21 protein-coding genes and 1 tRNA gene are annotated in these 24,692 nt (G+C 73.2%); 11 read left to right on the top strand and 11 right to left on the bottom strand.

The window, feature by feature from the left end; genetic code table 11:
• Positions 1-43: 43 nt before the first annotated feature.
• Positions 44-3,559, bottom strand: coding sequence for a methionine synthase (metH, locus tag GBN72_RS27780; RefSeq protein WP_151774697.1), 3,516 nt, complete (start codon positions 3,557-3,559; stop codon positions 44-46).
• Between the two features lie 223 nt (positions 3,560-3,782).
• On the opposite strand from metH, the gene GBN72_RS27775 reads away from it, so the two are divergent.
• The 3 genes from GBN72_RS27775 (at position 3,783) to GBN72_RS27765 (ending at position 7,449) form a co-directional block, all read left to right on the top strand.
• Positions 3,783-4,589: an MIP/aquaporin family protein gene (locus GBN72_RS27775; protein WP_151774696.1), complete on the top strand. Its 807-nt coding sequence runs from the start codon at positions 3,783-3,785 to the stop codon at positions 4,587-4,589.
• A 122-nt stretch (positions 4,590-4,711) separates the two neighbouring features.
• Positions 4,712-6,244 (top strand): glycerol kinase GlpK, encoded by a 1,533-nt coding sequence (glpK, locus tag GBN72_RS27770; protein WP_151774695.1) that lies wholly within the window; start codon positions 4,712-4,714, stop codon positions 6,242-6,244.
• A 245-nt stretch (positions 6,245-6,489) separates the two neighbouring features.
• A complete protein-coding gene (locus GBN72_RS27765) occupies positions 6,490-7,449 on the top strand; it encodes a PAC2 family protein (RefSeq protein ID WP_151774694.1) in 960 nt (319 codons plus the stop codon).
• 98 nt (positions 7,450-7,547) lie between these two features.
• Here the strand turns inward: GBN72_RS27765 and mshC are convergent, their stop codons facing one another.
• The 4 genes from mshC to GBN72_RS27745 form a co-directional block, all read right to left on the bottom strand.
• Positions 7,548-8,777: a cysteine--1-D-myo-inosityl 2-amino-2-deoxy-alpha-D-glucopyranoside ligase gene (mshC, locus tag GBN72_RS27760; protein ID WP_151774693.1), complete on the bottom strand. Its 1,230-nt coding sequence runs from the start codon at positions 8,775-8,777 to the stop codon at positions 7,548-7,550.
• A 223-nt stretch (positions 8,778-9,000) separates the two neighbouring features.
• Positions 9,001-9,867 (bottom strand): SCO1664 family protein, encoded by an 867-nt coding sequence (locus tag GBN72_RS27755; RefSeq protein WP_151774692.1) that lies wholly within the window; start codon positions 9,865-9,867, stop codon positions 9,001-9,003.
• On the bottom strand, positions 9,837-10,421 hold the full coding sequence (locus GBN72_RS27750) for a DUF3090 domain-containing protein (RefSeq protein WP_151774691.1): 585 nt from the start codon (positions 10,419-10,421) through the stop codon (positions 9,837-9,839). Before GBN72_RS27750 ends, GBN72_RS27755 begins: the two co-directional genes overlap by 31 nt.
• 64 nt (positions 10,422-10,485) lie before the next feature.
• Positions 10,486-11,184 carry a histidine phosphatase family protein gene (locus GBN72_RS27745; RefSeq protein ID WP_151774690.1) on the bottom strand — a complete coding sequence of 233 codons (699 nt, stop codon included), beginning with the start codon at positions 11,182-11,184 and terminating at the stop codon, positions 10,486-10,488.
• A 111-nt stretch (positions 11,185-11,295) separates the two neighbouring features.
• On the opposite strand from GBN72_RS27745, the gene corA reads away from it, so the two are divergent.
• A complete protein-coding gene (gene corA, locus GBN72_RS27740; RefSeq protein ID WP_151774956.1) occupies positions 11,296-12,297 on the top strand; it encodes a magnesium/cobalt transporter CorA in 1,002 nt (333 codons plus the stop codon).
• A gap of 105 nt (positions 12,298-12,402) precedes the next feature.
• Here the strand turns inward: corA and GBN72_RS27735 are convergent.
• Positions 12,403-12,490, bottom strand: a tRNA-Leu gene (locus tag GBN72_RS27735).
• A 163-nt stretch (positions 12,491-12,653) separates the two neighbouring features.
• On the opposite strand from GBN72_RS27735, the gene GBN72_RS27730 reads away from it, so the two are divergent.
• The 3 genes from GBN72_RS27730 to GBN72_RS34750 all read left to right on the top strand — a co-directional run bounded on the left by GBN72_RS27730 (position 12,654) and on the right by GBN72_RS34750 (position 15,216).
• Positions 12,654-13,964, top strand: coding sequence for a M20/M25/M40 family metallo-hydrolase (locus GBN72_RS27730; protein ID WP_151774689.1), 1,311 nt, complete (start codon positions 12,654-12,656; stop codon positions 13,962-13,964).
• Positions 13,965-14,100: 136 nt separating this feature from the next.
• Positions 14,101-14,334, top strand: coding sequence for a chaplin (locus GBN72_RS27725; protein ID WP_151774688.1), 234 nt, complete (start codon positions 14,101-14,103; stop codon positions 14,332-14,334).
• A gap of 117 nt (positions 14,335-14,451) precedes the next feature.
• The gene (locus GBN72_RS34750; protein ID WP_151774687.1) at positions 14,452-15,216 is read left to right on the top strand and encodes a chaplin; all 765 of its coding nucleotides are present in this window, start codon (positions 14,452-14,454) and stop codon (positions 15,214-15,216) included.
• A gap of 63 nt (positions 15,217-15,279) precedes the next feature.
• Here the strand turns inward: GBN72_RS34750 and GBN72_RS27715 are convergent, their stop codons facing one another.
• Entirely contained in the window at positions 15,280-15,468 is a 189-nt protein-coding gene (locus GBN72_RS27715; RefSeq protein ID WP_151774686.1) for a DUF5703 family protein, read from the bottom strand.
• A gap of 47 nt (positions 15,469-15,515) precedes the next feature.
• Here GBN72_RS27715 and GBN72_RS27710 point away from each other — a divergent pair, with 47 nt between their 5' ends.
• Entirely contained in the window at positions 15,516-16,151 is a 636-nt protein-coding gene (locus GBN72_RS27710) for a hypothetical protein (RefSeq protein WP_151774685.1), read from the top strand.
• Positions 16,152-16,238: 87 nt separating this feature from the next.
• On the opposite strand, the gene GBN72_RS27705 is transcribed toward GBN72_RS27710, so the two are convergent.
• Both GBN72_RS27705 and GBN72_RS27700 read right to left on the bottom strand, forming a co-directional pair.
• Positions 16,239-18,662, bottom strand: a complete 2,424-nt coding sequence (locus tag GBN72_RS27705) for a helix-hairpin-helix domain-containing protein (protein WP_151774684.1) — start codon at positions 18,660-18,662, stop codon at positions 16,239-16,241.
• Positions 18,659-19,642, bottom strand: coding sequence for an aldo/keto reductase (locus GBN72_RS27700; RefSeq protein WP_151774683.1), 984 nt, complete (start codon positions 19,640-19,642; stop codon positions 18,659-18,661). The genes GBN72_RS27705 and GBN72_RS27700 overlap by 4 nt, the downstream gene beginning before the upstream one ends.
• Positions 19,643-19,825: 183 nt before the next feature.
• On the opposite strand from GBN72_RS27700, the gene GBN72_RS27695 reads away from it, so the two are divergent.
• From GBN72_RS27695 to GBN72_RS27685, 3 genes are all read left to right on the top strand, one after another.
• On the top strand, positions 19,826-20,881 hold the full coding sequence (locus GBN72_RS27695; RefSeq protein ID WP_151774682.1) for an LLM class F420-dependent oxidoreductase: 1,056 nt from the start codon (positions 19,826-19,828) through the stop codon (positions 20,879-20,881).
• Between the two features lie 272 nt (positions 20,882-21,153).
• Positions 21,154-21,948: a ferritin-like domain-containing protein gene (locus tag GBN72_RS27690; protein ID WP_151774681.1), complete on the top strand. Its 795-nt coding sequence runs from the start codon at positions 21,154-21,156 to the stop codon at positions 21,946-21,948.
• A 207-nt stretch (positions 21,949-22,155) separates the two neighbouring features.
• Entirely contained in the window at positions 22,156-22,539 is a 384-nt protein-coding gene (locus GBN72_RS27685; protein WP_151774680.1) for a YchJ family protein, read from the top strand.
• Positions 22,540-22,553: 14 nt separating this feature from the next.
• Here the strand turns inward: GBN72_RS27685 and GBN72_RS27680 are convergent, their stop codons facing one another.
• Together GBN72_RS27680 and GBN72_RS27675 are read right to left on the bottom strand one after the other, a co-directional pair.
• Positions 22,554-23,096 (bottom strand): NUDIX domain-containing protein, encoded by a 543-nt coding sequence (locus tag GBN72_RS27680; protein ID WP_151774679.1) that lies wholly within the window; start codon positions 23,094-23,096, stop codon positions 22,554-22,556.
• Positions 23,097-23,271: 175 nt separating this feature from the next.
• Positions 23,272-24,672, bottom strand: coding sequence for a GntP family permease (locus GBN72_RS27675; RefSeq protein ID WP_151774678.1), 1,401 nt, complete (start codon positions 24,670-24,672; stop codon positions 23,272-23,274).
• Positions 24,673-24,692: the final 20 nt, after the last annotated feature.

Raw genomic sequence — 24,692 nt, 5'->3', positions numbered from 1 at the left:
CATGACGGGCGGCGAACGGCGGACGTCGGATCGCGGACGGCGCTCAGCGGGCGTTGAAGTACTTCGCCTCCGGGTGGTGGATGACGATGGCGTCGGTCGACTGCTCCGGATGGAGCTGGAACTCCTCGGAGAGGTGGACGCCGATGCGCTCGGGCCTCAGCAGCTCGGCGATCTTGGCCCGGTCCTCCAGGTCGGGGCAGGCCCCGTAGCCCAGGGAGAAGCGGGCGCCGCGGTACTTGAGCTCGAACATGCCGCCCATGTCGTCCGGGTCCTCGCCGGCGTAGCCGAGCTCGGAGCGGACCCGGGCGTGCCAGTACTCGGCGAGCGCCTCGGCGAGCTGCACGGACAGGCCGTGGAGCTCCAGGTACTCGCGGTAGGAGTCGGCGGCGAACAGCCGGGCGGTCTCCTCGCCGATCCTCGAGCCGACGGTGACGACCTGGAGGCCGACCACGTCGGTCTCCCCGGACTCCTGGGGGCGGAAGAAGTCGGCCAGGCAGAGCCGGCGGCCGCGGCGCTGGCGGGGGAAGGTGAACCGGGTGCGCTCGCCGCCGTCCTCGTCCAGCAGGATCAGGTCGTCGCCCTTGGAGACACAGGGGAAGTAGCCGTACACGACGGCGGCCTCCAGCAGGTTCTCCGTCTGCAGCCGGTCCAGCAGGCCGCGCAGCCGCGGGCGGCCCTCGGTCTCGACCAGTTCCTCGTAGGTCGGTCCGTCGCCGGTGCGGGCCTGCTTCAGGCCCCACTGGCCCTTGAACAGCGCGCCCTCGTCGAGCCAGGAGGCGTACTCCTTGAGCTGCACGCCCTTGACCACCCGGGTCCCCCAGAAGGGCGGAGCGGGCACCGGGTTGTCGGTGGCCACGTCCGAGCGGACCGGCCCCTCCTCCGCGCGCTCCTCCACCTGGAGGGCGGGGGCCGCCTTCACCCGCCGCTGCCGCAGCTCCGGCAGCTTGGCGCCGGGCACGCCGCGCTTGATGCCGATCAGCGCGTCCATCAGGCGCAGGCCCTCGAAGGCGTCGCGGGCGTAACGGACCTCGCCCTGGTAGATCTCGTGCAGGTCCTGCTCGACGTAGGCGCGGGTCAGGGCCGCGCCGCCGAGGATCACCGGGAAGCGGGCGGCCAGGCCGCGCTGGTTCAGCTCCTCCAGGTTCTCCTTCATGATCACCGTGGACTTCACCAGCAGGCCGGACATGCCGACCACGTCCGCGTTGTGCTCCTCGGCCGCGTCCAGGATCGCCGAGACCGGCTGCTTGATGCCGAGGTTGACGACGTTGTAGCCGTTGTTGCTGAGGATGATGTCGACGAGGTTCTTGCCGATGTCGTGCACGTCGCCACGGACGGTGGCCAGCACGATGGTGCCCTTGCCCGCCTCGTCGGTCTTCTCCATGTGCGGCTCGAGGTGGGCGACCGCGTTCTTCATCACCTCGGCGGACTGGAGGACGAACGGCAGCTGCATCTGGCCGGAGCCGAACAGCTCGCCGACCACCTTCATGCCGTCCAGCAGCGTGTCGTTGACGATATCGAGGGCCTTGCGGGTGGTCAGCGCCTCGTCGAGGTCGGCCTCCAGGCCGTTGCGCTCGCCGTCGATGATGCGCCGCTTGAGACGCTCCTCCAGCGGCAGCGCCGCCAGTTCCTCGGCCTTGCCGGCCTTGAGCGACTTGGCGGTGGCGCCCTCGAACAGCTGCATGAGCTTCTGCAGCGGGTCGTAGCCCTCGCGGCGGCGGTCGTACACCAGGTCCAGCGCGGTGGTGACCTCCTCCTCGCTGAACCGGGCGATCGGGAGGATCTTGCTGGCGTGCACGATCGCCGAGTCCAGGCCCGCCTTCACGCACTCGTCGAGGAAGACGGAGTTGAGCAGGATGCGGGCGGCCGGGTTGAGGCCGAAGGAGATGTTGGACAGGCCGAGCGTGGTCTGCACGTCCGGGCGGCGGCGCTTGAGCTCGCGGATCGCCTCGATGGTGGCGACGCCGTCCTTGCGGGACTCCTCCTGGCCGGTACAGATGGTGAAGGTCAGGCAGTCGACCAGGATGTCCGACTCCTGGATGCCGTAGTTGCCCGTCAGGTCGTCGATCAGCCGCTCGGCGATCTCGACCTTCTTCTCGGCCGTGCGGGCCTGGCCCACCTCGTCGATGGTCAGCGCGATCAGCGCCGCGCCGTGCTCCCGGGCGAGTTCGGTGACCTTGGCGAAGCGCGACTCGGGGCCGGCGCCGTCCTCGTAGTTGACGGAGTTGATGACGGCGCGCCCGCCCAGCTTCTCCAGGCCGGCCCGCAGCACGTCCACCTCGGTGGAGTCGAGCACGATCGGCAGGGTGGAGGCGGTCGCGAAGCGGCCGGCGAGCTCCGCCATGTCGGCGACGCCGTCCCGGCCCACGTAGTCCACGCACAGGTCGAGCATGTGCGCGCCCTCGCGGATCTGCTCGCGGGCCATCTCCACGCAGTCGTCCCAGCGGCCCTCCAGCATGGCCTCGCGGAACTTCTTCGACCCGTTGGCGTTGGTGCGCTCGCCGATGGCGAGGTACGAGGTGTCCTGGCGGAAGGGCACCGTCTGGTACAGCGAGGCGGCGCCGGGCTCGGGGCGCGGGTCGCGCTCGGCGGGGGCGGCGCCCCGGACGCGCTCGACCACCTGGCGCAGGTGCTCCGGCGTGGTGCCGCAGCAGCCGCCGACCAGGGAGAGGCCGTAGTCGCGGACGAAGTCCTGCTGGGCGTCGGCCAGGCCCTCGGCGTCCAGCGGGAAGTGCGCCCCGTCCTTGGTGAGGACGGGCAGGCCGGCGTTGGGCATGCACAGCAGCGGGATGCGGGCGTGCCGGGCCAGGTAGCGCAGGTGCTCGGTCATCTCGGCGGGGCCGGTCGAGCAGTTCAGGCCGATCATGTCGATGCCGAGCGGCTCCAGCGCGGTGAGCGCGGCGCCGATCTCGGAACCGAGCAGCATGGTGCCGGTGGTCTCGAACGCCATCGACACCAGCAGCGGCACCTGGACGCCGGTGGCCTCCATGGCGCGGCGGGCGCCGACGACGGCGGCCTTGGTCTGCAGCAGGTCCTGGGTGGTCTCCACGATCAGGGCGTCGGCGCCGCCGCCGAGCAGGCCCTCGGCGTTGGCCTGGAAGCCGTCGCGGACCACGGGGTAGCCGATGTGGCCCAGGGTGGGCAGCTTGGTGCCCGGGCCCATGGAACCCAGCACCCAGCGCTGCGCGCCGGTGCGGGCGGTGAAGTCGTCGGCCGCCTCACGGGCGATCCGGGCACCGGCCTCGGAGAGCTCGTGGACCCGGTCGGCGATGTCGTACTCGGCGGCGGCGGTGTGGTTCGCGCCGAAGGTGTTGGTCTCCACGCAGTCGACCCCCACCTCGAGGTAGGCGTCATGCACCGAACGGACGATGTCCGGGCGGGTGACGTTCAGGATCTCGTTGCATCCCTCGAGGTCCTGGAAGTCCTCCAGGGTGGGGTCCTGCGCCTGGAGCATCGTGCCCATCGCCCCGTCGGCGACCACCACGCGGGTGGCCAGGGCCTCTCGGAGGGCGGAGACGCGGGCACGGGCGTCGGCTGCGGACGGGGACGGCGACGAGGCCATGGAGCTGCTCCCTGGGATGCGACGGCTGTCGGCTTTGCGCTGTCGCGGACCGATTCCGCGGGGTGCGCACCGGATCAGCCTAGCCCGGCCGTCCACGAAGCGGCGTCCCGGTCCACTTCGCGGACTCCGGATGGGGGCACCTCGCACCCGGACCGGATCATGGCGTAATCGCGCCGTCACGCTCAGGTGTCGCCCCACGTGTCTCGTCATTACCATGCGGAGGATGACGAGCTCCCAGATCCTCATCGGCGAGACAGTAGGGACGGCTCTTCTCATCCTCCTCGGCGCCGGCGTCTGCGCCGCCGTCACACTCAAGGCGTCCAAGGCCCGAAACGCCGGATGGCTCTCCATCGCCTTCGGCTGGGGCCTGGCCGTGATGGTCGCGGTCTACGCCACGGGACCCGTCTCCGGGGCCCATCTCAATCCGGCGGTCACGCTGGCCCTGGCACTGGACGGCGGCACGTCCTGGGCGGACCTGCCGCTGTACTGGGCCGGGCAGATGGCCGGCGCGATGATCGGGGCGACCCTGGTCTGGGTCGCCTACTACGGACAGTTCCATGCCCACCTGACCGACCACGAGACCGTCGGCGGCCCCGGTGCGCAGAAGACACCGACCGCCACCGGCAAGGCGCTGGAGGCGCGGGAACCGGACGCGGGACCGGTACTGGGCGTCTTCTCGACCGGCCCGGAGATCCGCAGGCCGCTGCTGAACCTGGCGACGGAGGTCATCGGCACCGTCGTCCTGCTGCTGGGCGTGCTCACCCAGGGCCTCAACGCCGAGGGCGACGGCCTGGGCCCGCTGGGCGGACTGATCACCGCCCTGCTCGTGGTCTCGATCGGCCTGTCGCTCGGCGGGCCCACCGGATACGCGATCAACCCGGCCCGTGACCTCGGCCCGCGCCTGGTGCACGCCCTCCTCCCGCTGCCCAACAAGGGCGGCTCCGACTGGGGGTACGCGTGGGTGCCGGTCGTCGGTCCGCTGATCGGCGCGGTCGTCGCGGCGGGTCTCTACCGGGCGCTCTTCGCTTGAGGGAGCATGCGCCCGGGGGAGATCCGGCGCGGTGAGTCAGGCAGCGCCGTGAGGCAGGCAGCGCAGTGAGGCAGGCACCACCCACCCGCACGTACCCGTCCGCACACCTCGGGGAGTGACCAGTGACCGACAAGAAGAGCTCCGGCCCGTACATCGCGGCCATCGACCAGGGCACGACGTCCAGCCGCTGCATCGTCTTCGACCGCGACGGCCGGATCGTCGCGGTCGACCAGAAGGAGCACGAACAGATCCTCCCCCAACCGGGCTGGGTGGAGCACGACGCGATGGAGATCTGGACCAACGTCCAGGAGGTGGTCGCCGGGGCCATCAGGGCGGCGGGCGTCACCCGCAAGGACATCGTGGCCATCGGCATCACCAACCAGCGCGAGACCACCGTGCTGTGGGACCGGCACACCGGCCTGCCGGTGCACAACGCCATCGTCTGGCAGGACACCCGCACCGACGCGCTCTGCCGGGAGCTGGGCCGCAACGTGGGCCAGGACCGGTTCCGCCGGGAGACCGGCCTGCCGCTGGCCTCCTACTTCGCCGGTCCCAAGGCGCGCTGGCTGCTGGACCGGGTGGACGGCCTGCGGGAGCGGGCGGAGGCCGGGGACGTCCTCTTCGGCACCATGGACAGCTGGGTGATCTGGAACCTGACCGGCGGGGTGAACGGCGGCCGGCACGTCACCGACGTCACCAACGCATCCCGCACCCTGCTGATGAACCTGCGCACCCTGGACTGGGACGAGCGGATCTGCGAGTCGATCGGCGTGCCCACCGCGATGCTGCCGCGGATCCGCTCCTCGGCCGAGGTGTACGGGCAGGTCGGCGGCGGGGACCTCGGCGAGCTGCTGGAGGGGATCCCGGTCGCCTCGGCGCTGGGTGACCAGCAGGCCGCGCTGTTCGGCCAGACCTGCTTCGCCGAGGGCGAGGGCAAGTCGACCTACGGCACCGGCACCTTCCTGCTGATGAACACCGGCGAGAAGATCATCAACTCCTACAGCGGCCTGATCACCACGGTGGGCTACCGGATCGGCGACCAGAAGCCGGTCTACGCGCTGGAGGGCTCCATCGCGGTCACCGGCTCGCTGGTGCAGTGGATGCGCGACCAGATGGGGCTGATCGCCGACGCCGCCGAGATCGAGCCGCTGGCCGCATCGGTGGAGGACAACGGCGGCGCCTACTTCGTGCCCGCGTTCTCCGGCCTGTACGCCCCGTACTGGCGCTCCGACGCCCGCGGGGTGATCGCCGGGCTCACCCGGTACGTCACCAAGGCGCACCTGGCGCGGGCCGTCCTGGAGGCCACGGCCTGGCAGACCCGGGAGATCACCGACGCCATGGCCAAGGACTCCGGCGTGCAGCTCGCCACCCTGCGGGTGGACGGCGGCATGACCGGCAACGACCTGCTGATGCAGATCCTGTCCGACTGCCTCGACGCCCCCGTCGTGCGCCCCGAGGTGTCCGAGACGACCTGCCTCGGCGCCGCCTACGCGGCGGGTCTGGCCGTCGGTTTCTGGAAGGGCGTCGACGAACTGCGCGCCAACTGGCGCCAGGACGCCGAGTGGACGCCGCGGATGGACGCCGAGGTGCGGGACCGCGAGTACCGGAACTGGCTGAAGGCGGTGCGGCGGACGATGGACTGGGTCGAGGAGTGACGCGCCGGCGGCCCCGGCGCCGGGAGGACGATCCGGCGCCGGGGCCGCCGCCCCCGCTGCCGCGCCCGGCGGGTCCTCGCGGCGGTGTGCGGGCAGGGTGTGCGCGCCGTGTGTGCGCTGTGGGTGTGCGCCCGCACGAGGCGGGGCAGTGATCGCTCACCGGCCGTACGAGGGGGCTGCGGGCAGTCCCCTCCTACGCCGTAAGGTTGGGGCGTACGCGAGGGCACGTCGGAAGGAGGCGCTGGGTGATCGAGCTCGAGGGGGTACCCGAGCTGATCGACCCGGTCATGGTGGCCGCGTTCGAGGGCTGGAACGATGCCGGTGACGCCGCCTCCGCCGCGGTCGCGCATCTCGAGAAGGAGTGGAAGGGCGAGGTGTTCGCGGCGCTCGACGCCGAGGACTACTACGACTTCCAGGTCAACCGCCCCACGGTCTGGCTGGACCACGGGGTCAGGAAGATCACCTGGCCGACGACCCGGCTCTCGGTGGTGCGCGTCGGCGGGGACAAGCCGCGCGACCTGGTGCTGGTCCGCGGCATCGAGCCGTCCATGCGCTGGCGCACGTTCTGCAACGAGCTGCTCGGCTTCGCCCACGAGCTGGGTGTGGAGCTGGTGGTGATCCTGGGCGCGCTGCTCGGCGACACCCCCCACACCCGGCCGGTGCCGATCAGCGGGACCACCTCCGACGCCGACCTGGCGCGGCGGATGGACCTGGAGGAGACCAAGTACGAGGGTCCGACCGGCATCGTCGGCGTGCTCCAGGAGGCCTGCACGCATGCCGGGGTGCCGGCGGTGAGCCTGTGGGCGGCGGTGCCGCACTACGTGTCGCAGCCGCCGAACCCGAAGGCCACGCTGGCGCTGCTGAACCGGCTGGAGGACCTGATCGACATCCGCGTCCCGCTGGGTGAGCTCCCGGAGGACGCGCGGGCCTGGCAGGTCGGCGTGGACCAGCTGGCCGCCGAGGACAGCGAGGTCGCCGAGTACGTGCAGACCCTGGAGGAGGCCCGGGACACCGCGGACCTCCCGGAGGCCTCCGGCGAGGCGATCGCCCGCGAGTTCGAGCGGTACCTGCGCCGCCGTGACACTCCGGGGGGCCGGTCCCGTCCGGGCAGGCCGCCCAAGGCGGGGGACGACGAGGAACCGCCGCAGGGGCCCGGTCCGGGTTCCGGACCGGGATCGGGCTCAGGGCCGGGTTCGGAGGACTGAGCCCGCACGGCGGAGCACAGGGCCCGCACAGCGGGCGGAGACCGGCGGGGAAGCGCCCCGCGCCGTTGCCGGCGCGGGGCGCTTCCCTTTCGGACCGGTCAGATCGCGACGCCGAGCAGGGCGTCCACCGCGCGGGTGACGACGCCGGGGGCGCCGATGTCCGTGCCGCCGGTGCTCTCCTGGACGGCGGCCCAGCGGTCCACCGCGGCCAGCGCGGCCGGGGCGTCCAGGTCGTTCGCGAGGGCGTCGCGGATCTCCTCGACCAGCGCCTCGGCGGGCGGGCCGTCGGGCCGGGAGACGGCGGCGCGCCAGCGGTGCAGACGGGCGACGGCGTCCTGGAGGACCTGGTCGGTCCACTCCCAGTCGCTGCGGTAGTGGTGGGCGTGGAGCGCCAGCCGGATGGCGGCCGGGTCGACGCCGTCCTGGCGCAGCGTGGAGACGAAGACCAGGTTGCCCTTGGACTTGGACATCTTCTCGCCGTCCAGGCCGACCATGCCGGCGTGCACGTACGCCTTGGCCATCGGGAACTCGCCGGTCAGCACCTGGGCGTGCGAGGCCCCCATCTCGTGGTGCGGGAAGGCGAGGTCGGAGCCGCCGCCCTGCACGTCGAAGCCCATGCCCAGGTGGTCCAGGGCGATGGCCACGCACTCGATGTGCCAGCCCGGGCGGCCGTGGCCGAGGCTGCCGCCGTCCCAGCTCGGCTCGCCCTCGCGGGCGGCCATCCACAGCATCGGGTCGAGCGGGTTCTTCTTGCCCGGGCGCTCCGGGTCGCCACCGCGCTCGGCCGAGAGCAGGCGCATCGCGGCGGCGTCCAGGCGGGACACCTGACCGAAGTGCGGGTCGGACTCCACGGAGAAGTAGACGTCGCCCTCGAGCTCGTACGCGGCACCGGCCGCGAGCAGGCGCTCGACCAGCGGGACGATGCCGGGGATGGCCTCGACGGCGCCGATGTAGTCCTTCGGCGGGAGCATCCGCAGAGCGGTCATGTCCTCGCGGAACAGGGCGGTCTCACGCTCGGCGAGCGCCACCCAGTCGAGGTCGTCGCGCTGGGCCCGCTCGAGCAGCGGGTCGTCCACGTCGGTGACGTTCTGGACGTAGTGGACCTGGCGCTTGGTGTCCAGCCAGACGCGCTGGACGAGGTCGAACGCGTTGTAGGTCGCCGCGTGACCCATGTGGGTGGCGTCGTAGGGCGTGATGCCGCAGACGTAGATGCGGGCGACGGGGCCAGGGGTGAGGGTGACCGGACCGTTGGTCGCGGTGTCGTGGATCCTCAGGTCGCGGCCCTGACCGGGCAGGGCGGGGACGTCGGAAGCGGGCCAGGCATGCATGTCATGAGCGTAACCGGACAGATGTTCCGGCCACGAACCGGTCCGCGCCGGCCGAGCGCCATGTGACCGAACAGGCGCTCTTGCGCCACCCCCGCCGCCTGTGCTTGCGGGGCCGCCGGCCTCCCGCGCCGACCCGCGCCGCGGTGCGGCAGGGCGGGCGTGGCGCGGAAGGCGTGGCGCGGAAGAGGTGGCGCGGAGGAGGTGGCGCGGAAGGCGGCGGTCGTCAGATCGGGGGCCACGGCAGGGCGGGCCAGTCGCCGCCCGGCCGGGGGTGGACCCCCGCCTCCAGGAGGGCGGCGACCCGCGCGCGGGTGGCGTCCAGCTCGGCCCCGGTGATCAGGGGACGCAGCCGCGCGGCGAGCGTCCCGTCCTCCGCCAGCGCGTCCGCGAGGCGCCGCAGGACCACGACGGCCTCCTCGGGCAGCGGCTCCCCCGCCCACCCCCACAGCAGCGTGCGCAGCTTGTCGTCGGTGTGGAAGGTGACCCCGTGGTCGATGCCGAGGAGCCGCCCGCCGGGCGCCGGCAGCAGGTGCCCGCCCTTGCGGTCGGCGTTGTTGATCACGGCGTCCAGCACGGCCAGCCGCCGCAGCCGCGGGTCGTCGGCGTGGACCAGCAGCGCGGTGCGTCCTTCGCCCACCTCCGCGAGGCCGATCTCCTTCCAGCCCGGGCCGGGGTTCTCGGGGTCGACCAGGGCGAGCAGTTCCCCGCCGGCCCCGTCGTCGCCGGCCGGCTCGATCCACAGCTGGCACATGCCCTCCCCGTACGGGCCGTCGCGCAGCACGGTGGGCGGCACCAGGCCCCACCCGGTGGCCTGCGACACCTCGTAGGCGGCGACCTCCCGGCGGGCCAGGTTCCCGTCGGGGAAGTCCCACAGCGGCCGTTCCCCCGCGACCGGCTTGTAGACGCACGCCGTCTCCCGCCCGTCCAGCGAGACGGTGCAGTACAGCGCGGCGTTGGACGCCTCCGGGATCCGCCCGCGCACGGTCAGCTCGCCCCGGGCCAGCAGTTCGGCGACGGCCGGGTCCGAGGTCGCGGCGGCCGCTCCCCCGGCGGGCAGGCTCAGCGCCGGTATCCGTTCTGGCGCGGACATACGTGTCCCTCCGGGTCGAGCGGCAGGCTGCACAGCGGGCACGGCGGGCGCCCGGCGTCGACGACCTCCAGGGCGCGCTTGGCGAACGATCTCGCCTGGGTCCCGGTGAGGCGCACCCGCAGCACGGGCGGACCGTTCTCCTCGTCCTGGAGCATCTGCTCCTCGGCGGCGGCGAGGTCCTCCTCGGTCTCCGCCTCCAGTTCCACCAGCGCCTGCGCCTCGACGATCATCCGCTGGTCGGAGCTGTCCCAGGCGAGGGCCATGGTGCCGACCCGGAACTCCTCCTCCACGGGCGTCCGCAGCGGCTCGGTGTCCACGATGTCGGCGGGGGCGACCGCGGGGACCGAGGCGCTGCCCCCGCTGCGGCGCACCACCTCGTCCAGCAGCTCGTCCATCCGCTCGGCGAGCGCGGCGACCTGGGTCTTCTCCAGGGCCACGCTGGTCACCCGGGTCCCGGTGCTGGCCTGGAGGTAGAACGTCCTTCGCCCGGGCAGCCCGACCGTGCCGGCCACGAAGCGGTCCGGCGGATCGTAGAGGAACACCTGACGTGACACGTCCTGTCTCCTGGGGAATCGACGACGGTACGGGCTGACGCGCTTCACCCTACTGCGGCGACGATCACGGTGCCCCGGCGCCGCCTCCGACCGTGGCGGCGCCGCCGGACCCCTCGGTCTCCCGGTCCGGGCGGGGGACCAGCGAGGCGAAGTCCCCGGTGTCACCGAGGCGTACCAGGAAGGGCCGGGTCCGGGTGTACCGGACGACGGTGACCGAGCAGGGCTCCACGGAGATCCGCTGGAACTGGTCGAGGTGCAGCCCGAGCGCGTCGGCGGCCAGCGACTTGATGATGTCGCCGTGCGAGCACATCAGGTAGACCGCGTCGGCCCCGTGCTCCTCCTCGATCCGCCGGTTCCACCGCCTGACCGCCTCGGCCGCCCGGTGCTGCATGGTGCGCATGGACTCCCCTCCGGGGAAGGCCGCGGCGGTGGGGTGGGCCTGCACGATCTCCATCAGCGGCTCGTCGATCAGCTCGTCGAGCTTGCGGCCCGTCCAGTCGCCGTAGTCGCACTCGTTGATCCCGTCCTCGGTGTGCGGGCGCAGGCCCGGCCGGGCGTCGAGCAGGGGCCGGACGGTCTCCTGGCACCGCTGGAGCGGGCTGCTGACCACGGCGGCCAGCGGCACCCCCTCGAGCCGGGCCGGAAGGGCGGCGGCCTGCGCGGCTCCGCGTTCGTCGAGGGTCACTCCGGGCATGCGTCCGGCGAGGATTCCCGCGGTGTTGGCGGTGGAGCGTCCGTGCCGGACCAGGATCAGCGTGGGCATGCCGCCCAGGGTAGGGGTACAAGGGGGGACGGGGCCCGGCACCGGGTGTCCCCACCCCCGGCCGCCACCAGGCGCCGGGGACCGGCAACCACGAGGAGAGTGCGCACCACCGTGATCGTCGACTGCGCCGTGTACCGGGACGGCCACAGGACCGCGGGGCCGGACGACTACTCCGACGCCCTGGCGGAGGCACGCGCCGCCGGGGACCGCGCGTTCGTCTGGATAGGGCTGCACCGCCCCACCGAGCAGGAGTTCGAGCTGGTCACGGAGGAGTTCGGGCTCCATCCGCTGGCGGTGGAGGACGCGCTCAAGGCCCATCAGCGGCCGAAGCTGGAGGTGTACGACGACTCGCTGTTCCTGGTTCTCAAGCCCGTCCTCTACGAGCCCCACGGCGACACGGTGTCGACCGGCGAGATCATGGTCTTCCTGGGCGACTCCTTCATCGTGACGGTGCGGCACGGCGCGGCGTCGCCGCTCGCCTCCGTCCGGGACAGGCTGGAGAACGCGCCGGAGACCCTGGCCACCGGCCCCACCGCCGTCCTCTACGCGGTCGCCGACGCGACCGTCGACCACTACCTGGAGGTGGCCCGCGAGCTCCAGACGGACCTGGAGGAACTGGAGGCGGAGGTCTTCTCCCCCTCCTCCGAGGGCTCGCAGAACACCGCCTCGCGGATCTACGACTTCAAGCGGCAGATCCTGGAGTTCAGGCGGGCGACCGGGCCCCTGAGCGCACCGATGACCCGGCTCGCGGAGACCGGCTCCGGCCTCACGCGGGTGCCGTTCGTCGACGACGAGGCACGGCCGTTCTTCCGTGACGTCGGCGACCACCTGACCCGGGTCAACGAGTCCGTGGAGGCCCTCGACCGGCTGGTGTCGGACATCCTCTCGGCGCATCTCGCCCAGATGAGCGTGCGGCAGAACGACGACATGCGGAAGATCTCGGCCTGGGCGGCGATGGCGGCCGTGCCGACCATGCTCGCGGGCGTCTACGGCATGAACTTCGAGCACATGCCGGAGCTGACCTGGACCTGGTCCTACCCGGCGGTGATCGCGGTGATGGCGCTGCTGGAGGTGCTGCTGTACCGGACGTTCAAACGGCGCGACTGGCTGTGACGCCCGCAGCGCGGGTCCGGGCCCGTGCGCCGCGCCCCGGGCGGCGCCGGGCCGACGGGCAGGGAAACGCCGAAGGGCCGCGGTCTTCGACCGCGGCCCTTCGCATGGTGTCCGAGGGGGGACTTGAACCCCCACGCCCGATAAAGGGCACTAGCACCTCAAGCTAGCGCGTCTGCCATTCCGCCACCCGGACAAGGTGTCTGCCACCGCTGCGGGGTTCTTCCGTTCCCCTCGCGGCGACAGGGAAAACATTACCAGGCTTTCCGGGGTGCCTGATCACGCCCCCTCTCGTCCCCGCGCTCCGGGAGAGGGAGGATGTGGGGGGACCACAGCCGGACGACAGCGGGAGGTAGCGCGTGAGCGAGAAGGTCACCGGGGAGGACGAGGTTGTCGACCTCTGCCGGGAGCTGATCCGGATCGACACCAGCAACTACGGCGACCACTCCGGTCCCGGCGAGCGGAAGGCCGCCGAGTACGTGGCGGAGAAGCTCGCCGAGGTGGGTCTGGAACCGAAGATCATCGAGTCGCACCCCGGCCGGGCGTCCACCGTGGCGCGGATCGAGGGCGAGGACCCGTCCCGGCCGGCGCTGCTGATCCACGGGCACACCGACGTCGTCCCCGCCAACGCGGACGACTGGACCCACCACCCCTTCGCCGGCGAGATCGCCGACGGGTGCGTGTGGGGGCGGGGCGCGGTCGACATGCAGGACATGAACGCGATGACCCTCGCCGTGGTCCGCGACCGCCTGCGCAGCGGCCGCAAGCCGCCGCGGGACGTGGTGCTGGCGTTCCTCGCCGACGAGGAGGCCGGCGGCACCTACGGCGCGCGGCACCTGGTCGACAACCACCGGGACCTGTTCGAGGGCGTCACGGAGGCGATCGGCGAGGTCGGCGGGTTCTCCTTCACGGTCAACGAGAAGCTGCGGCTCTACCTGGTCGAGACGGCCCAGAAGGGCATGCACTGGATGCGGCTGACCGTGGACGGCACGGCGGGCCACGGCTCGATGACCAACAACGACAACGCCGTCACCGAGCTGTGCGAGGCGGTCGGGCGGCTGGGCCGCCACCAGTGGCCGGTGCGGGTGACCAAGACGGTCCGCTCGTTCCTGGACGAGCTCTCCGACGCCCTGGGCACCGAGCTGGACCCGGAGAACATGGAGGAGACGCTGGCCAAGCTGGGCGGCATCGCCAAGATGGTCGGGGCCACCCTGCGCAACTCCGCCGCGCCCACCATGCTCGGGGCCGGCTACAAGGTGAACGTCATCCCCGGCCAGGCGACCGCCCACGTCGACGGCCGCTTCCTGCCGGGCTACGAGGAGGAGTTCCTCGCCGACCTGGACCGCCTGCTCGGCCCCCGGGTGCGGCGCGAGGACGTGCACGCGGACAAGGCCCTGGAGACGGGCTTCGACGGGCGGCTGGTCGACGCCATGCAGAGCTCGCTGCAGGCCGAGGACCCGATCGCGCGGGCGGTGCCGTACATGCTCTCCGGCGGCACCGACGCCAAGTCCTTCGACGACCTGGGCATCCGCTGCTTCGGCTTCGCGCCGCTGAAGCTGCCGCCGGAGCTGGACTTCGCCGGGATGTTCCACGGTGTGGACGAGCGGGTGCCGGTGGACGGACTGAAGTTCGGGGTGCGGGTCCTGGACCGTTTCCTGGACGCTTCCTGAGCCAAAGATTCGATCAGGCGTCCAGCAGCTTCCCGGGACGGGTGAATGCGCTCATAGGCTCGTAGCCCTATTAGCCCTTCCTCGTTACAGGTGATGCGACCGCACTTGGGTCGCTTTGCCATTCCAGGGAGGAATCATGATCAAGAAGATCGTCACCGCCGCCGCTGCCACCGGTGGTCTGCTGCTGGCCGGTGCGGGCATGGCCGCCGCCGACTCGGAGGCCCAGGGTGCCGCGGCGGGCTCCCCCGGCGTGGTCTCCGGCAATGTCATCCAGGTCCCCGTGCACGTGCCGGTGAACGTCTGCGGCAACAGCATCAGCGTGATCGGTCTGCTGAACCCGGCCTTCGGCAACGCCTGCTTCAACGGCTGACACGGCGCCCCGTCTCCCCACGCGGCGCTGTGACGGCCGGCCCCGGGTTTCCCCCGGGGCCGGCCGGTCCGCCGCCTCTCTCAGGTAATCGGACAAGGTCGAAGGCAGGAATTTTCCATGAGGCACGTCACCCGCAAGGGCTTGATGACCGTGGCGGCGGCGACCGGTGTCATCGCCGCGGCCGGCGGACACGCGCACGCCGACGCGAACGCGGGCGGCTCGGCGGCCAACTCGCCCGGCGTTCTGTCGGGCAACACGATCCAGGTTCCGGTGGACGTCTCCGTGAACCTCTGCGGCAACACCGTGAACGTGGTGGGGCTGCTCAACCCGGCGGCCGGCAACGGCTGCGGGACCGGCGGCGGCAAGAGCGACCACGGCGGCGGCAAGCACCGTGCGGACCACGGGGGCTCGGGGAGCTCCGCCGGCGGCGGCGCGCGGGCCGACGGCCGGACCTCCGGCTCGCCCGGCGTGGGGTCCGGCAACACCGTTCAGGTGCCCGTGGACGTTCCGGTGAACCTCTGCGGCAACAGCGTCAATGTGATCGGGCTCGGCAACCCCGCCGTGGGCAACGACTGCGTGAGCGAGGGCGGCGGGCGTCACCGCAAGCCTCCGGTCACGCCGGAGCGGCCCGACGAGCCGGGCAAGCCGGGCAAGCCTGACGTCCCGGAGACGCCCGACACTCCCGACACGCCTGACACGCCCGACACGCCGGGCACCCCCGACACGCCCGGCACTCCTGACGGGCCGGCACCGCACGGCGGAACCCCGCCGCAGCTCGCCGAGACCGGCGCGGGCTTCCCGGCGGGCGCGGGTCTGACGCTCGGCGCGGGCGCGTTGCTGGCCGGTGCGCTGCTCTACCGCCGGGCGCGCGCCGCGGCGTGACACAGATCTCCTTCTGATGGACGACTGAAGCGGGCTCCGCCTGGCGGGACCCGCTTCCGTCTTTCACCATGTCGCGCGTACCTGGCGGATGATCCGTCTGCGCAACCGCACCCTGCGGCTGCCGTCCCGCATCAGTGTGAGCCGGTCCAACTCCCAGTGTCCGTACTCGGCGTGGTCCGTCAGCAGGCGTGTGGCGTCCTTGCGGGAGACCCCCCGCGGTACGTACACGTTGACAAATTCGTATTCGGCCATCGCATCCATTGTGCGTGCACCGCCCCGGTACGGATAGCGTCTGCACCATGTCTGATGCTGCGCAGCCCACCGCTGCCGAGGTCCGTGCCGCCGTCGAGGCCGTCAAGGTCGCGCTCGACCGTCACCTTGCGGCGGTCGAACAGCGTTCGGGGGAGGACGACCCGGCCGTCCACGATGCGTTCAACCAGTTGGCCGCGGCGGCCGAGGTGTACGACGAGCTGCTGTACACGGTGCACGACGAGGTCACGCCGTTCGAGATCCCGGGGATCGAGGAGTCGCTCCCGCCGTACGAGGGGCCGACGGAACCCGAGGCGGTCAGCGTGCTGATCCGCCGGGACTACACGGTGACCGACCCGCAGCGCCTGCTGGCCTCCGCACGGCGGATCGAGGAGGCCGACGAGGACGAGGCCGGCGGTCTCGGCGACGACGCGTTCTCCCGGACGGCGCACGGGGCGCTGGGGCTGCTGTTCGGCGAGTACGAGGCGGACGAGATCGCCTCGCGGCACCGGGAGTTCGGCCTGGAGGAGGGGGACTCGACGCTCTGGGTCACGGCGCTGGACGAGCCTGCGGAGCCGGGTGACTGGCTGTCCCTCCCCTTCGAGGGGGCCGATCCCGCGCGAGTCGTCTGCCGCTTCGACGTCTCCGCCGTCTTCGACGACGAGCCGGACGACGACCTCGGCTGACCCTTCCTCCTCCTCTCCGATCCGGTGCCGCCGCGGGCGGCGGGACCGCCCGCGGCAGCACCGCGGTGGGCGGCCCGCCGCCCGCCGTCAGTTCTGGTCCGCCGCGCGGAGGAGGGCGGGCAGGCGGGTGGTGCGGGGCCTGGGCAGGGCGGAGGCGACGGCTTCGGCGAGGGCGGGGCCGACGCCCTGGACCACCGAGAGGTGCCGCTCCGCGCGGCCGAAGGCGGTGTAGACCCAGGCACGGGTGAGCGCCGCGCCCGCGTCGCCCGGCAGCACCGCGACCACGGCCGGCCACCGGTGCCCCACCGCCTGGTGCGCGGTCACCGCCCACCCGTGACGCAGCGTCCGCTCGACGTCGTCCGGCGCGACGACGACCGGTGCGCCGCCGAGGTCCAGGTGGAGCCCCTGCGCGTCCCCGGTGACGACCCGCCCCAGCGCGGTGCGCCCAGGCTCCGGCGAGTAGGCCACCCGGTCCCCGGGGTCGAAGCCGGCGAACCGCCCGGGCCCGGGGTTGAACCGCTCCTTGAGCGCGGGGTTCAGCACCCGCGTGCCGACGGCGCCGCCGTGCCCGGGGGTGATCACCTGGGTCTGCTCGGACGGCACCCCGATCGCCCGCGGTACCGAGTCCGCGATCAGCTGCACCGTCCGGTGCACCGCCTCGCGCGGGTCGCGGACCGGGACGACGGCGACCTCGTGACCGGGCGAGTCGACGGAGATCAGCTCGCCGACGCCGACGGCGGAGACCAGTTCCCCGACCGGTCCCGGGTCCGGCGTCCGGGAGGCCACCTGTGGGCAGACCTTCGCGGCCAGCAGGTCGGCGAAGACCCGTCCGGCCCCCGCCGACCACAGCGTGCCCGGGTCGCCGCCGAGGACCAGCCGGGCCCCGTCGGGCAGCGACTCCACGAGCATGGCGGCGTGTTCCACGCCGAGCTGCGGGGCGTCCAGCACGACCAGCAGGTCGAGGTCGAGCGCCCCGTCGGCGTCCCGGCCGGGCCCCTGCGCGCCGGACAGCAGCCCGGCCGCGGTGACCACAGCGCGTTCGCCGACGGGCCCGCCGGCGAGCGCGGCACGCAGGCGCCCGCGGCCGTCCGCGGTGTGGGTGACGGCGCAGACCCGCAGCCCCAGCGTGGCCGCGGCGGCAAGCAGCGCGGCGGGTTCGGCGCGGGCGGCCTCGCCGCCGGTGTGGAGCACCAGGGCGTGGCCGGCGACCGCGCGGACCAGTTCCGCGGCGGAGCCGCCGAGCCGGGAGGCGGCCGCCTCCCAGTCGGCCTCCTCGGCGGCGGGCGCGGTGTTGACCAGGCGGGCCAGGCCGTCGGCGAGGCTCTCCTCGGCCAGGGCGTACCGCTCGAGTCCGATCAGCACCCGCACCGGGCGGGCGGGTTCGCCCTCGCCGTCCTGTTCGCCGGTCCCGTCCGCCTCGTCCGCCACGGCGGCCGGGGACGGGGACGGGGCGTCGTCCAGGGCGTCCTGGAAGACCAGTACGTCGCCCTCGGCGACCGCGCTCTGCACGGCGGCCTCCGGGTCGGGCACGCCCTGCCCGGCGAGGGCGGTGGCGAGGGCGGGCGCCTCCAGCGCGGTGTGCCCGGAGAGGGCGGCGCGCTCCAGCAGATGAACGGTCAGGGCGCGGCCCCGCCGTTCGTCGTCGGGGCGGACCTCGGGGCCCGGCAGGGCGCGCGCGAAGGCGTCGGCGTGCTCGGGCCGGACGCCCTCCACGCGCAGCAGCTGCCAGGGGTCCTCGCGGAGCAGGGCGTCGGCGCCCTCGCCGAGGACGGCGGCCGCGGCCGGGGCGAGCGCCTCCGGGGCTCCCCCGGCGGCCAGGACGGCGCGGACGGCCTCGACGGCGGCCGGGGCGGGCCCGGCGGGGGCCACGGCGGCGGGCGGCGGGGTCACCGGGTGCCGTGGACGCTCGGGCTCCGGCACGGCGACGCGGCGCGGCGCGGGCGGCTCGCTGAAGACGCTGCCGGCGGGCTTCTCGCCGCTCTCCACGGCGCGGACCGCGGCGAGCAGTTCCGCGGCGGTGCCGGAGAGCTTGCCACCGGCCTCCACGGGGCCCTGCTTGGCCGCCTTGCGGCGCTCGATCCGCTCCCGCTCCAGCTTCTGCGCGCGCAGCTCCGCCTCGGCCTCGGAGACCTCCGGCGCCTCCGCGGACGCCTCCCCGGCGCCCTCGGCGGCAACGTCGGCGCCTTCGGCCTCACCGTCACCGCCGTCGGCGCCTTCGGTCCCGCCGTCGGCGCCGTCGGCCGCCTTGCCTTCGGCGGCGCCACCGGCCGCACCGGCCGCACCGTCCGCCTCCGAGCCCGTGCCTCCAGCGACCTCGGCACCGGCACCGGCACCGGAACCGGCGGCCCCTTCGGCGGCTTCGGCGGCCCCTCCCCCGGCGGGTGCCGTGTCCGCCGGGGAATCCGCGCCCTCGGGGCTCCCGGCGCCCTCGACGGCGGTGCCGTCGCCCGCCGCGGCCTCTTCCCGCGGCCCCGGCTCGGGTTGCTCCGTGGTCTCGGGGTCCGTCGTCACAGCGTGCTCCAGTCGTGATCGGGATAGCGGTGCACGGGCGCCGACACGTCGTCGAGGGCCCGGCAGATCTCGTCTGGAAGGGTAAGCGTCTCCACCGACAGCGCCGCCTCCAGCTGCTGCGCGGTGCGCGCGCCGACGATCGGCGCGGTGACCTGGGGCCGGTCGCGGATCCAGGCCAGCGAGACCTGCAGCGGCGTGACGGCGAGCCCGTCGGCGGCGGTGGCCACGGCGTCCACGATGCGCCCGGCGGCGTCGTCGAGGTAGGGCGCGACGAACGGGGCGAGGTGCTCCGAGGCGCCGCGCGAGTCCGCGGGGGTGCCGGTGCGGTACTTGCCGGTGAGCACTCCGCGCCCCAGCGGCGAGGAGGGCAGCAGGCCGATCCCCAGCTCCCGGGCCGCGGGCAGCACCTCGCGCTCGACGCCGCGCTGGAGCAGCGAGTACTCCAGCTGGGTGCCCGCCAGCGCGGTCCGCGCCCCGGGCGCGGCAAGCTGCCAGGTGGCCGCGCGGGCGAGCTGCCAGCCGCAGAAGTTGGACACGCCGACGTAGCGGGCCCGACCGCTGGTCACCGCGATGTCCAGCGCCTGCAGGGTCTCCTCGATCGGCGTGTCCTCGTCGTAGGCGTGCACCTGCCACAGGTCGACGTGGTCGGTGCCGAGGCGGGCCAGCGAGGCGTCGAGGGCGGCGAGCAGGTGGCCGCGCGAGCCGTCGACCCGGCGCTCCGGGTCGGGCACGCTGCCCGCCTTGGTGGAGATGACCAGGTCCTCGCGCGGCACCAGGTCGGCGATCAGCCGGCCCAGCAGGTACTCGGCCTCCCCGCCGCCGTATATGTCGGCGGTGTCGACCAGGTTCCCGCCGGCCTCCCAGAACGCCTTCAACAACTCGGCCGCGTCGTGCTCGTCGGTGTCCCGGCCCCAGGTGAGGGTGCCGAGTCCGATGCGGGACACGCGAAGGCCGGTCCGGCCGAGATGCCTCTGCTTCATGAACGCGCACATTACTGGCCGGATTCGGCTCCCGGGGCACCCTGTGGACAACCCGGGCGCGGGCCGCCCCGCCCGTCACCCCCGGACGTGACCCGCATCGCGTCGTCCCCCGCTCCCCACCAGGCCTCCGGCGCGCTAGGGTCCTGCTGGACAGGGACGTTACTGATCAGTAAGGGGAGCGGCATGCGGCTCGGGATCAATCTCGGCTACTGGGGCGCCGGAATGGACCAGGACAACCTGGAGGTGGCCAAGGAGGCCGACCGTCTGGGCTACTCGGTGTGCTGGGCCGCGGAGGCGTACGGCTCCGACGCCGCCACGGTGCTCAGCTGGGTCGCCGCCCAGACCGAGCGGATCGACGTGGGCTCGGCCATCTTCCAGATCCCGGCCCGACAGCCCGCCATGACGGCGATGACCGCCGCGACCCTGGACTCGCTCTCCGGTGGCCGGTTCCGGCTGGGGCTGGGCGTGTCCGGCCCGCAGGTCTCCGAGGGCTGGTACGGCGTCAAGTTCGACAAGCCGCTCGCCCGGACGCGTGAGTACGTGGAGATCATCCGCAAGGCGATGACCCGCGAGCGCCTGTCCTACGAGGGTGAGCACTGGACGCTGCCGCTCCCGGGCGGCCCGGGCAAGCCGCTCAAGCTCACCGTGCACCCGCAGCGCGAGCACATCCCGGTCTACATCGCGGCGATCGGTCCGAAGAACCTCGAGCAGACCGGTGAGATCGCGGACGGCGCCCTGCTGATCTTCCCGTCGGCCGAGCACCTCGAGGAGACCGCGGTGAAGCACATCCGCGCGGGCCGCGAGAAGGCGGGCAGGACGCTGGAGGGCTTCGACATCGTCCCGACCGTGCCGCTGGCCGTGGGCGAGGACAAGGACGTCCCGGCGCTGGCCGACACCTTCCGCCCCTACACCGCGCTCTACGTGGGCGGCATGGGCAGCCGGAAGCAGAACTTCTACAACCAGCTGGCCCAGCGCATGGGCTACGAGCAGGCCGCCGCCGAGATCCAGGACAAGTACCTGGCCGGCGACAAGGACGGCGCGGCGGCCGCGGTCCCGCAGGACCTGATCGACAAGACCACCCTGCTGGGGTCCGTGGACCGGATCGCCGACCGGATGAAGGCGTACGCCGCCGCCGGTGTCACCACGCTGACCCTGGCCCCGGCCGGCTTCACGCTCGAGGAGCGGATCACCGCGCTGCGCGCGGGCATGGAGGCCCTGGAGCGCGCCGGTCTGGCCTGACGGGGCGACGCCCCGCAGGGGCCCGCCGCCCGGCCGGGCGGCGGGCCCCTGCGGGTTTCCGGGGCCTGCGGCCGTGGTGGGGGCTCGGGGGTCCTCCCCGCCACGGCCGTCACCGGGAACAACGCTCCCGCCGCCCGCCGGTTACGTGCGGGGGCGGGCCGGGTCGGTCCTTCGGTCGGCCGATCGGAGAAGCTGAGCTGTTGCGCCCGCCCTGTCGCGGCCGTTGACTCGTTCTCCGGAAGTCCCCGCCCGTGTCCTCGAAAGAGGTGTCCATGCTTTCGGCCAGGAGTCTGTTCCAGGAGATCTTCGACAACGACGAGGCGTTCCGCCTGTTCTGCTCCGTCGCCGCGGGCGGCGAGACGCAGGGCGGCTGGGAGAACGCCCGCATCGCGGCGCTGGTGCCGGCGGAGGAACAGGCCATGGCGCCGCGGATCGCCCGGCACGGGGCGGACGAGGACAAGCACGGGCGGATCTTCAACGCGCTGATGCGCAAGCGCGGCCTGGAGCCGGTGGAGGTGCCGCCGGACACCGACTACACGATGCTCCTGGAGCGCAACGGCATCGGGCTCCCGCACGACAAGCTGCGCCGCGAGGAGACCCTGACGGTCCGGGACCTAGTCACCTACCTGGCGCACAGCCGGGTCACCGAGCAGCGGGCGTCGGAGCAGATGCGGCTGCTGTGCAGGTACTTCGGCGAGCACCCGGATGTCGGGCGGGCGGTGCGGATGATCTCCGCCGACGAGGACAACCACCTGGCCTACTGCCACGAGGAGCTGCTGCGGCTGTCGGCGGCCGGGTACGGGCCGCTGATCCGGCGGACGCTGCGGGAGACCGCGCTGGCCGAGATCGCCGTCTACCGGGACGTGAGCGTCGCGGTGATGACGCGCATGGGCCGGATCCTCGGCTGGTCCCGGCCGAAGCTGGCCGCGCTGACCGGCGGGATCCACGCGGCGTACGCGTTCGAGCGGGCGGGCGGCCTGCGTCGCATGGTGAGCCTGCGGATGCCCGCGCCGGAGATGCGCGACGCGCTGGGCGGTCCCGCGACCGCGGCGCCCGAGTTCGCCTGAGCGGGACGAAGCCGGGCGACTCCACGCGGGGCCACGCGCGGCGCGGCCCCGGCGGAGCCGGGCGAAGCAGCACGCGGCGGCGCGAGGCAGCGCGAGGCAGCGCGAGGCAGGCGCGGGCCACGGCACAGGGGCCGGCGGCGCGGGCGGTGGGCGCCCGGGCGCGGGGGCCGGGGCCGCGAGGCCGCGCGCGGCGGGCAGAATGGCCGTATGGTCACCGCGCGTTCCTGCCCCTGCGGGCTGCCCCAGCCGTACGACGCCTGCTGCGGGCGGTTCCACTCCGGTGCCGCCTCCGCCGCCACCGCCGCGCAGCTGATGCGCTCCCGGTACAGCGCCTTCGTGCGGCTGGAAACCGGCTACCTGCTGCGGACCTGGCATCCGCGGACGCGCCCCGCGGAGCTCGGCCTGGACCCCGGGACCCGCTGGACGGGCCTGGAGATCCTCGCCACCGAGGGCGGCTCGGCCTTCCACACCACCGGCACGGTCACCTTCCGCGCCTCCTACCGTGGCGGCGCCATGACGGAGCACAGCCGCTTCACGCGCGAGCCCGGCTCCGGGGGCTGGCTGTACGTGGACGGCGACGTCTCGGACTGACCGCGCCCCGGCGTTCAGCCGCGTCCGCGGAACTCCCGCAGCCGGCGGTGGGCCTCCAGGCCGTCCGGGACCCACTCCCAGGTGTCCAGCCGGGCTTCGATCTCGTCGTCGGTGAGGAAGCCGTGCCAGGCGACCTCCTCCGGCTGGGGCAGGACCGGCAGGTCGCACCGGACCTGGTAGACGGCGGACCACCAGCTGCGGCCGGCGCCGTCGTCGTAGAGGAACCTGAAGAGGAACTCCGGCCGCGGCAGCCCGCTCACCCCGAGCTCCTCCTCGGCCTCCCGCAGGGCGGCCTCGTCGTAGGACTCCCCCGCGCCGACCACACCGCCGACGAAGGTGTCGTACAGGGAGGGGAAGACCAGCTTGGCCGCCGTCCTGCGGTGGGTGAAGACGCGGCCCGAGGCGTCCCGCGCCTCGACGAACACGCACCGGTGCCGCAGGTTCAGCGCGTATGCCTCTCCGCGGGGCCGCCGGTCGACGACGCGGTCGTGCTCGTCGACGATGTCGAGGATCTCCTCCGCGGAACGCGCCGCGTGCGAGGGGTCGGTGTCGCTCATGCCCCCATCCAACCCCACCCCGCCGCGGCGGGACGGGACGGGCGGACGCAAGGACGGAAAGACGGAAGGACGGAAGGACGGACGACGCGAAGCCCGCGGGCCCGGGGCGTCAAGAACCCGGGACCGCGGGCGGTCGGAAGGGGCGCCGCGTCGCTGGACGGACGCCGTCGCGTCGTCAGACGAACAACGACAGCAGCAGGACCATCGCGCCGGCGACCACCGAGATCACCGTCTCCATCACCGACCAGGTCTTGATCGTCTGGCCGACGGAGAGTCCGAAGTACTCCTTGACCAGCCAGAATCCCGCGTCGTTGACGTGGCTGAAGAAGACCGAACCCGCGCCGATGGCGAGGACCAGCAGCGCCGTCTCGGCCGGGGACATGCCGGCCGCGAGCGGGGCCACCAGACCGGCCGCGGAGATGGTCGCGACGGTCGCCGAGCCCGTGGCGAGGCGGATCACCACGGCGATGAGCCAGGCGAGCAGCAGGGCCGGGATCGACCAGTTGTCGGATATCTCGAGGATCATCTGCCCGACGCCGGAGTCGATCAGCGTCTGCTTGAAGCCGCCGCCCGCGCCGACGATCAGCAGGATGCCGGCGATCGGGGCGAGGGACTTCTCCACCGTGACGGAGATCCGCGCCTTGGTGAACCCGGCCGCGCGGCCGAGCGTGAAGAGACCGACGATCACGGCCGCCAGCAGGGCGATCATCGGCGAGCCGATGACGTCGAAGACGCGCTGGACGGAGTTCTCCGGGTCGTCGACGACGATGTCGACGAGCGCCTTGGCGAGCATCAGCACGACCGGCAGGAGCATGGTGGCCAGGGTGGGCGCGAAGCCCGGGCGCTTCTCGGGGTCCTGGTCCTCGTCCACGGCGGGGACCATCCGCTCGGGGGCGGCGACGTCCACCCAGCGGGCCGCGTAGCGGGAGAAGAGCGGGCCGGCGACGATCACGGTGGGGATCGCGACGACCAGGCCCAGGGCCAGGGTGAGGCCGAGGTCCGCGTCGACCGCGTCGATGGCGGCCAGCGGGCCGGGGTGCGGCGGGATCAGGCCGTGCATCACGGAGAGGCCGGCGAGGGCCGGGATGCCGATCCGCATCAGCGAGAAGTTGCCGCGGCGGGCCACCATCAGCACCACCGGGATCAGCAGGACCACGCCGACCTCGAAGAACAGCGGCAGACCGATCACCGAGGCGATCAGCACCATCGCCCATGGCATGGCGCGGCCGCGGGCCCTGGCCAGGATGGTGTCCACGATCCGGTCGGCGCCGCCGGAGTCCGCCAGCAGCTTGCCGAGGATGGCGCCGAGCGCGATGAGCACGCCCACGCCGGAGACGGTGGAGCCCAGACCGGTGGTGAAGCTGGTGATGGTCTTGTCCAGCGGCGCGCCCGCGAAGGCGCCGAGGGCCAGCGAGCCGACGGTCAGCGCCAGGAAGGCGTGCAGCTTGAACTTGGTGATGAGCACGACGATGACGGCGATGCCCGCGAGCACGGCGAGGCCCAGGTGGGCATGGCCGGCCGAGGTGATCGGCTCGACGGCGTCCGCCGCCAGGGTCTCGACGCTGAGTCTGGTCACGGTGGTTCCTTGCGGGGGGT

It is taken from the genome of Streptomyces abyssomicinicus, from assembly GCF_008974245.1.
Lineage (GTDB): Bacteria > Actinomycetota > Actinomycetes > Streptomycetales > Streptomycetaceae > Streptomyces > Streptomyces abyssomicinicus.
This window is presented reverse-complemented; position numbering and strand designations above follow the sequence as displayed.

Bases quoted from the DNA above. Each gene is read 5' to 3' on its own strand.
- metH (WP_151774697.1), bottom strand. From the start codon at position 3,559: ATGGCCTCGTCGCCGTCCCCGTCCGCAGCCGACGCCCGTGCCCGCGTC.
- GBN72_RS27775 (WP_151774696.1), top strand. From the start codon at position 3,783: ATGACGAGCTCCCAGATCCTCATCGGCGAGACAGTAGGGACGGCTCTT.
- mshC (WP_151774693.1), bottom strand. From the start codon at position 8,777: ATGCATGCCTGGCCCGCTTCCGACGTCCCCGCCCTGCCCGGTCAGGGC.
- GBN72_RS27755 (WP_151774692.1), bottom strand. From the start codon at position 9,867: ATGTCCGCGCCAGAACGGATACCGGCGCTGAGCCTGCCCGCCGGGGGA.
- GBN72_RS27745 (WP_151774690.1), bottom strand. From the start codon at position 11,184: ATGCCCACGCTGATCCTGGTCCGGCACGGACGCTCCACCGCCAACACC.
- GBN72_RS27725 (WP_151774688.1), top strand. From the start codon at position 14,101: ATGATCAAGAAGATCGTCACCGCCGCCGCTGCCACCGGTGGTCTGCTG.
- GBN72_RS34750 (WP_151774687.1), top strand. From the start codon at position 14,452: ATGAGGCACGTCACCCGCAAGGGCTTGATGACCGTGGCGGCGGCGACC.
- GBN72_RS27715 (WP_151774686.1), bottom strand. From the start codon at position 15,468: ATGGCCGAATACGAATTTGTCAACGTGTACGTACCGCGGGGGGTCTCC.
- GBN72_RS27710 (WP_151774685.1), top strand. From the start codon at position 15,516: ATGTCTGATGCTGCGCAGCCCACCGCTGCCGAGGTCCGTGCCGCCGTC.
- GBN72_RS27700 (WP_151774683.1), bottom strand. From the start codon at position 19,642: ATGAAGCAGAGGCATCTCGGCCGGACCGGCCTTCGCGTGTCCCGCATC.
- GBN72_RS27695 (WP_151774682.1), top strand. From the start codon at position 19,826: ATGCGGCTCGGGATCAATCTCGGCTACTGGGGCGCCGGAATGGACCAG.
- GBN72_RS27690 (WP_151774681.1), top strand. From the start codon at position 21,154: ATGCTTTCGGCCAGGAGTCTGTTCCAGGAGATCTTCGACAACGACGAG.
- GBN72_RS27685 (WP_151774680.1), top strand. From the start codon at position 22,156: ATGGTCACCGCGCGTTCCTGCCCCTGCGGGCTGCCCCAGCCGTACGAC.
- GBN72_RS27680 (WP_151774679.1), bottom strand. From the start codon at position 23,096: ATGAGCGACACCGACCCCTCGCACGCGGCGCGTTCCGCGGAGGAGATC.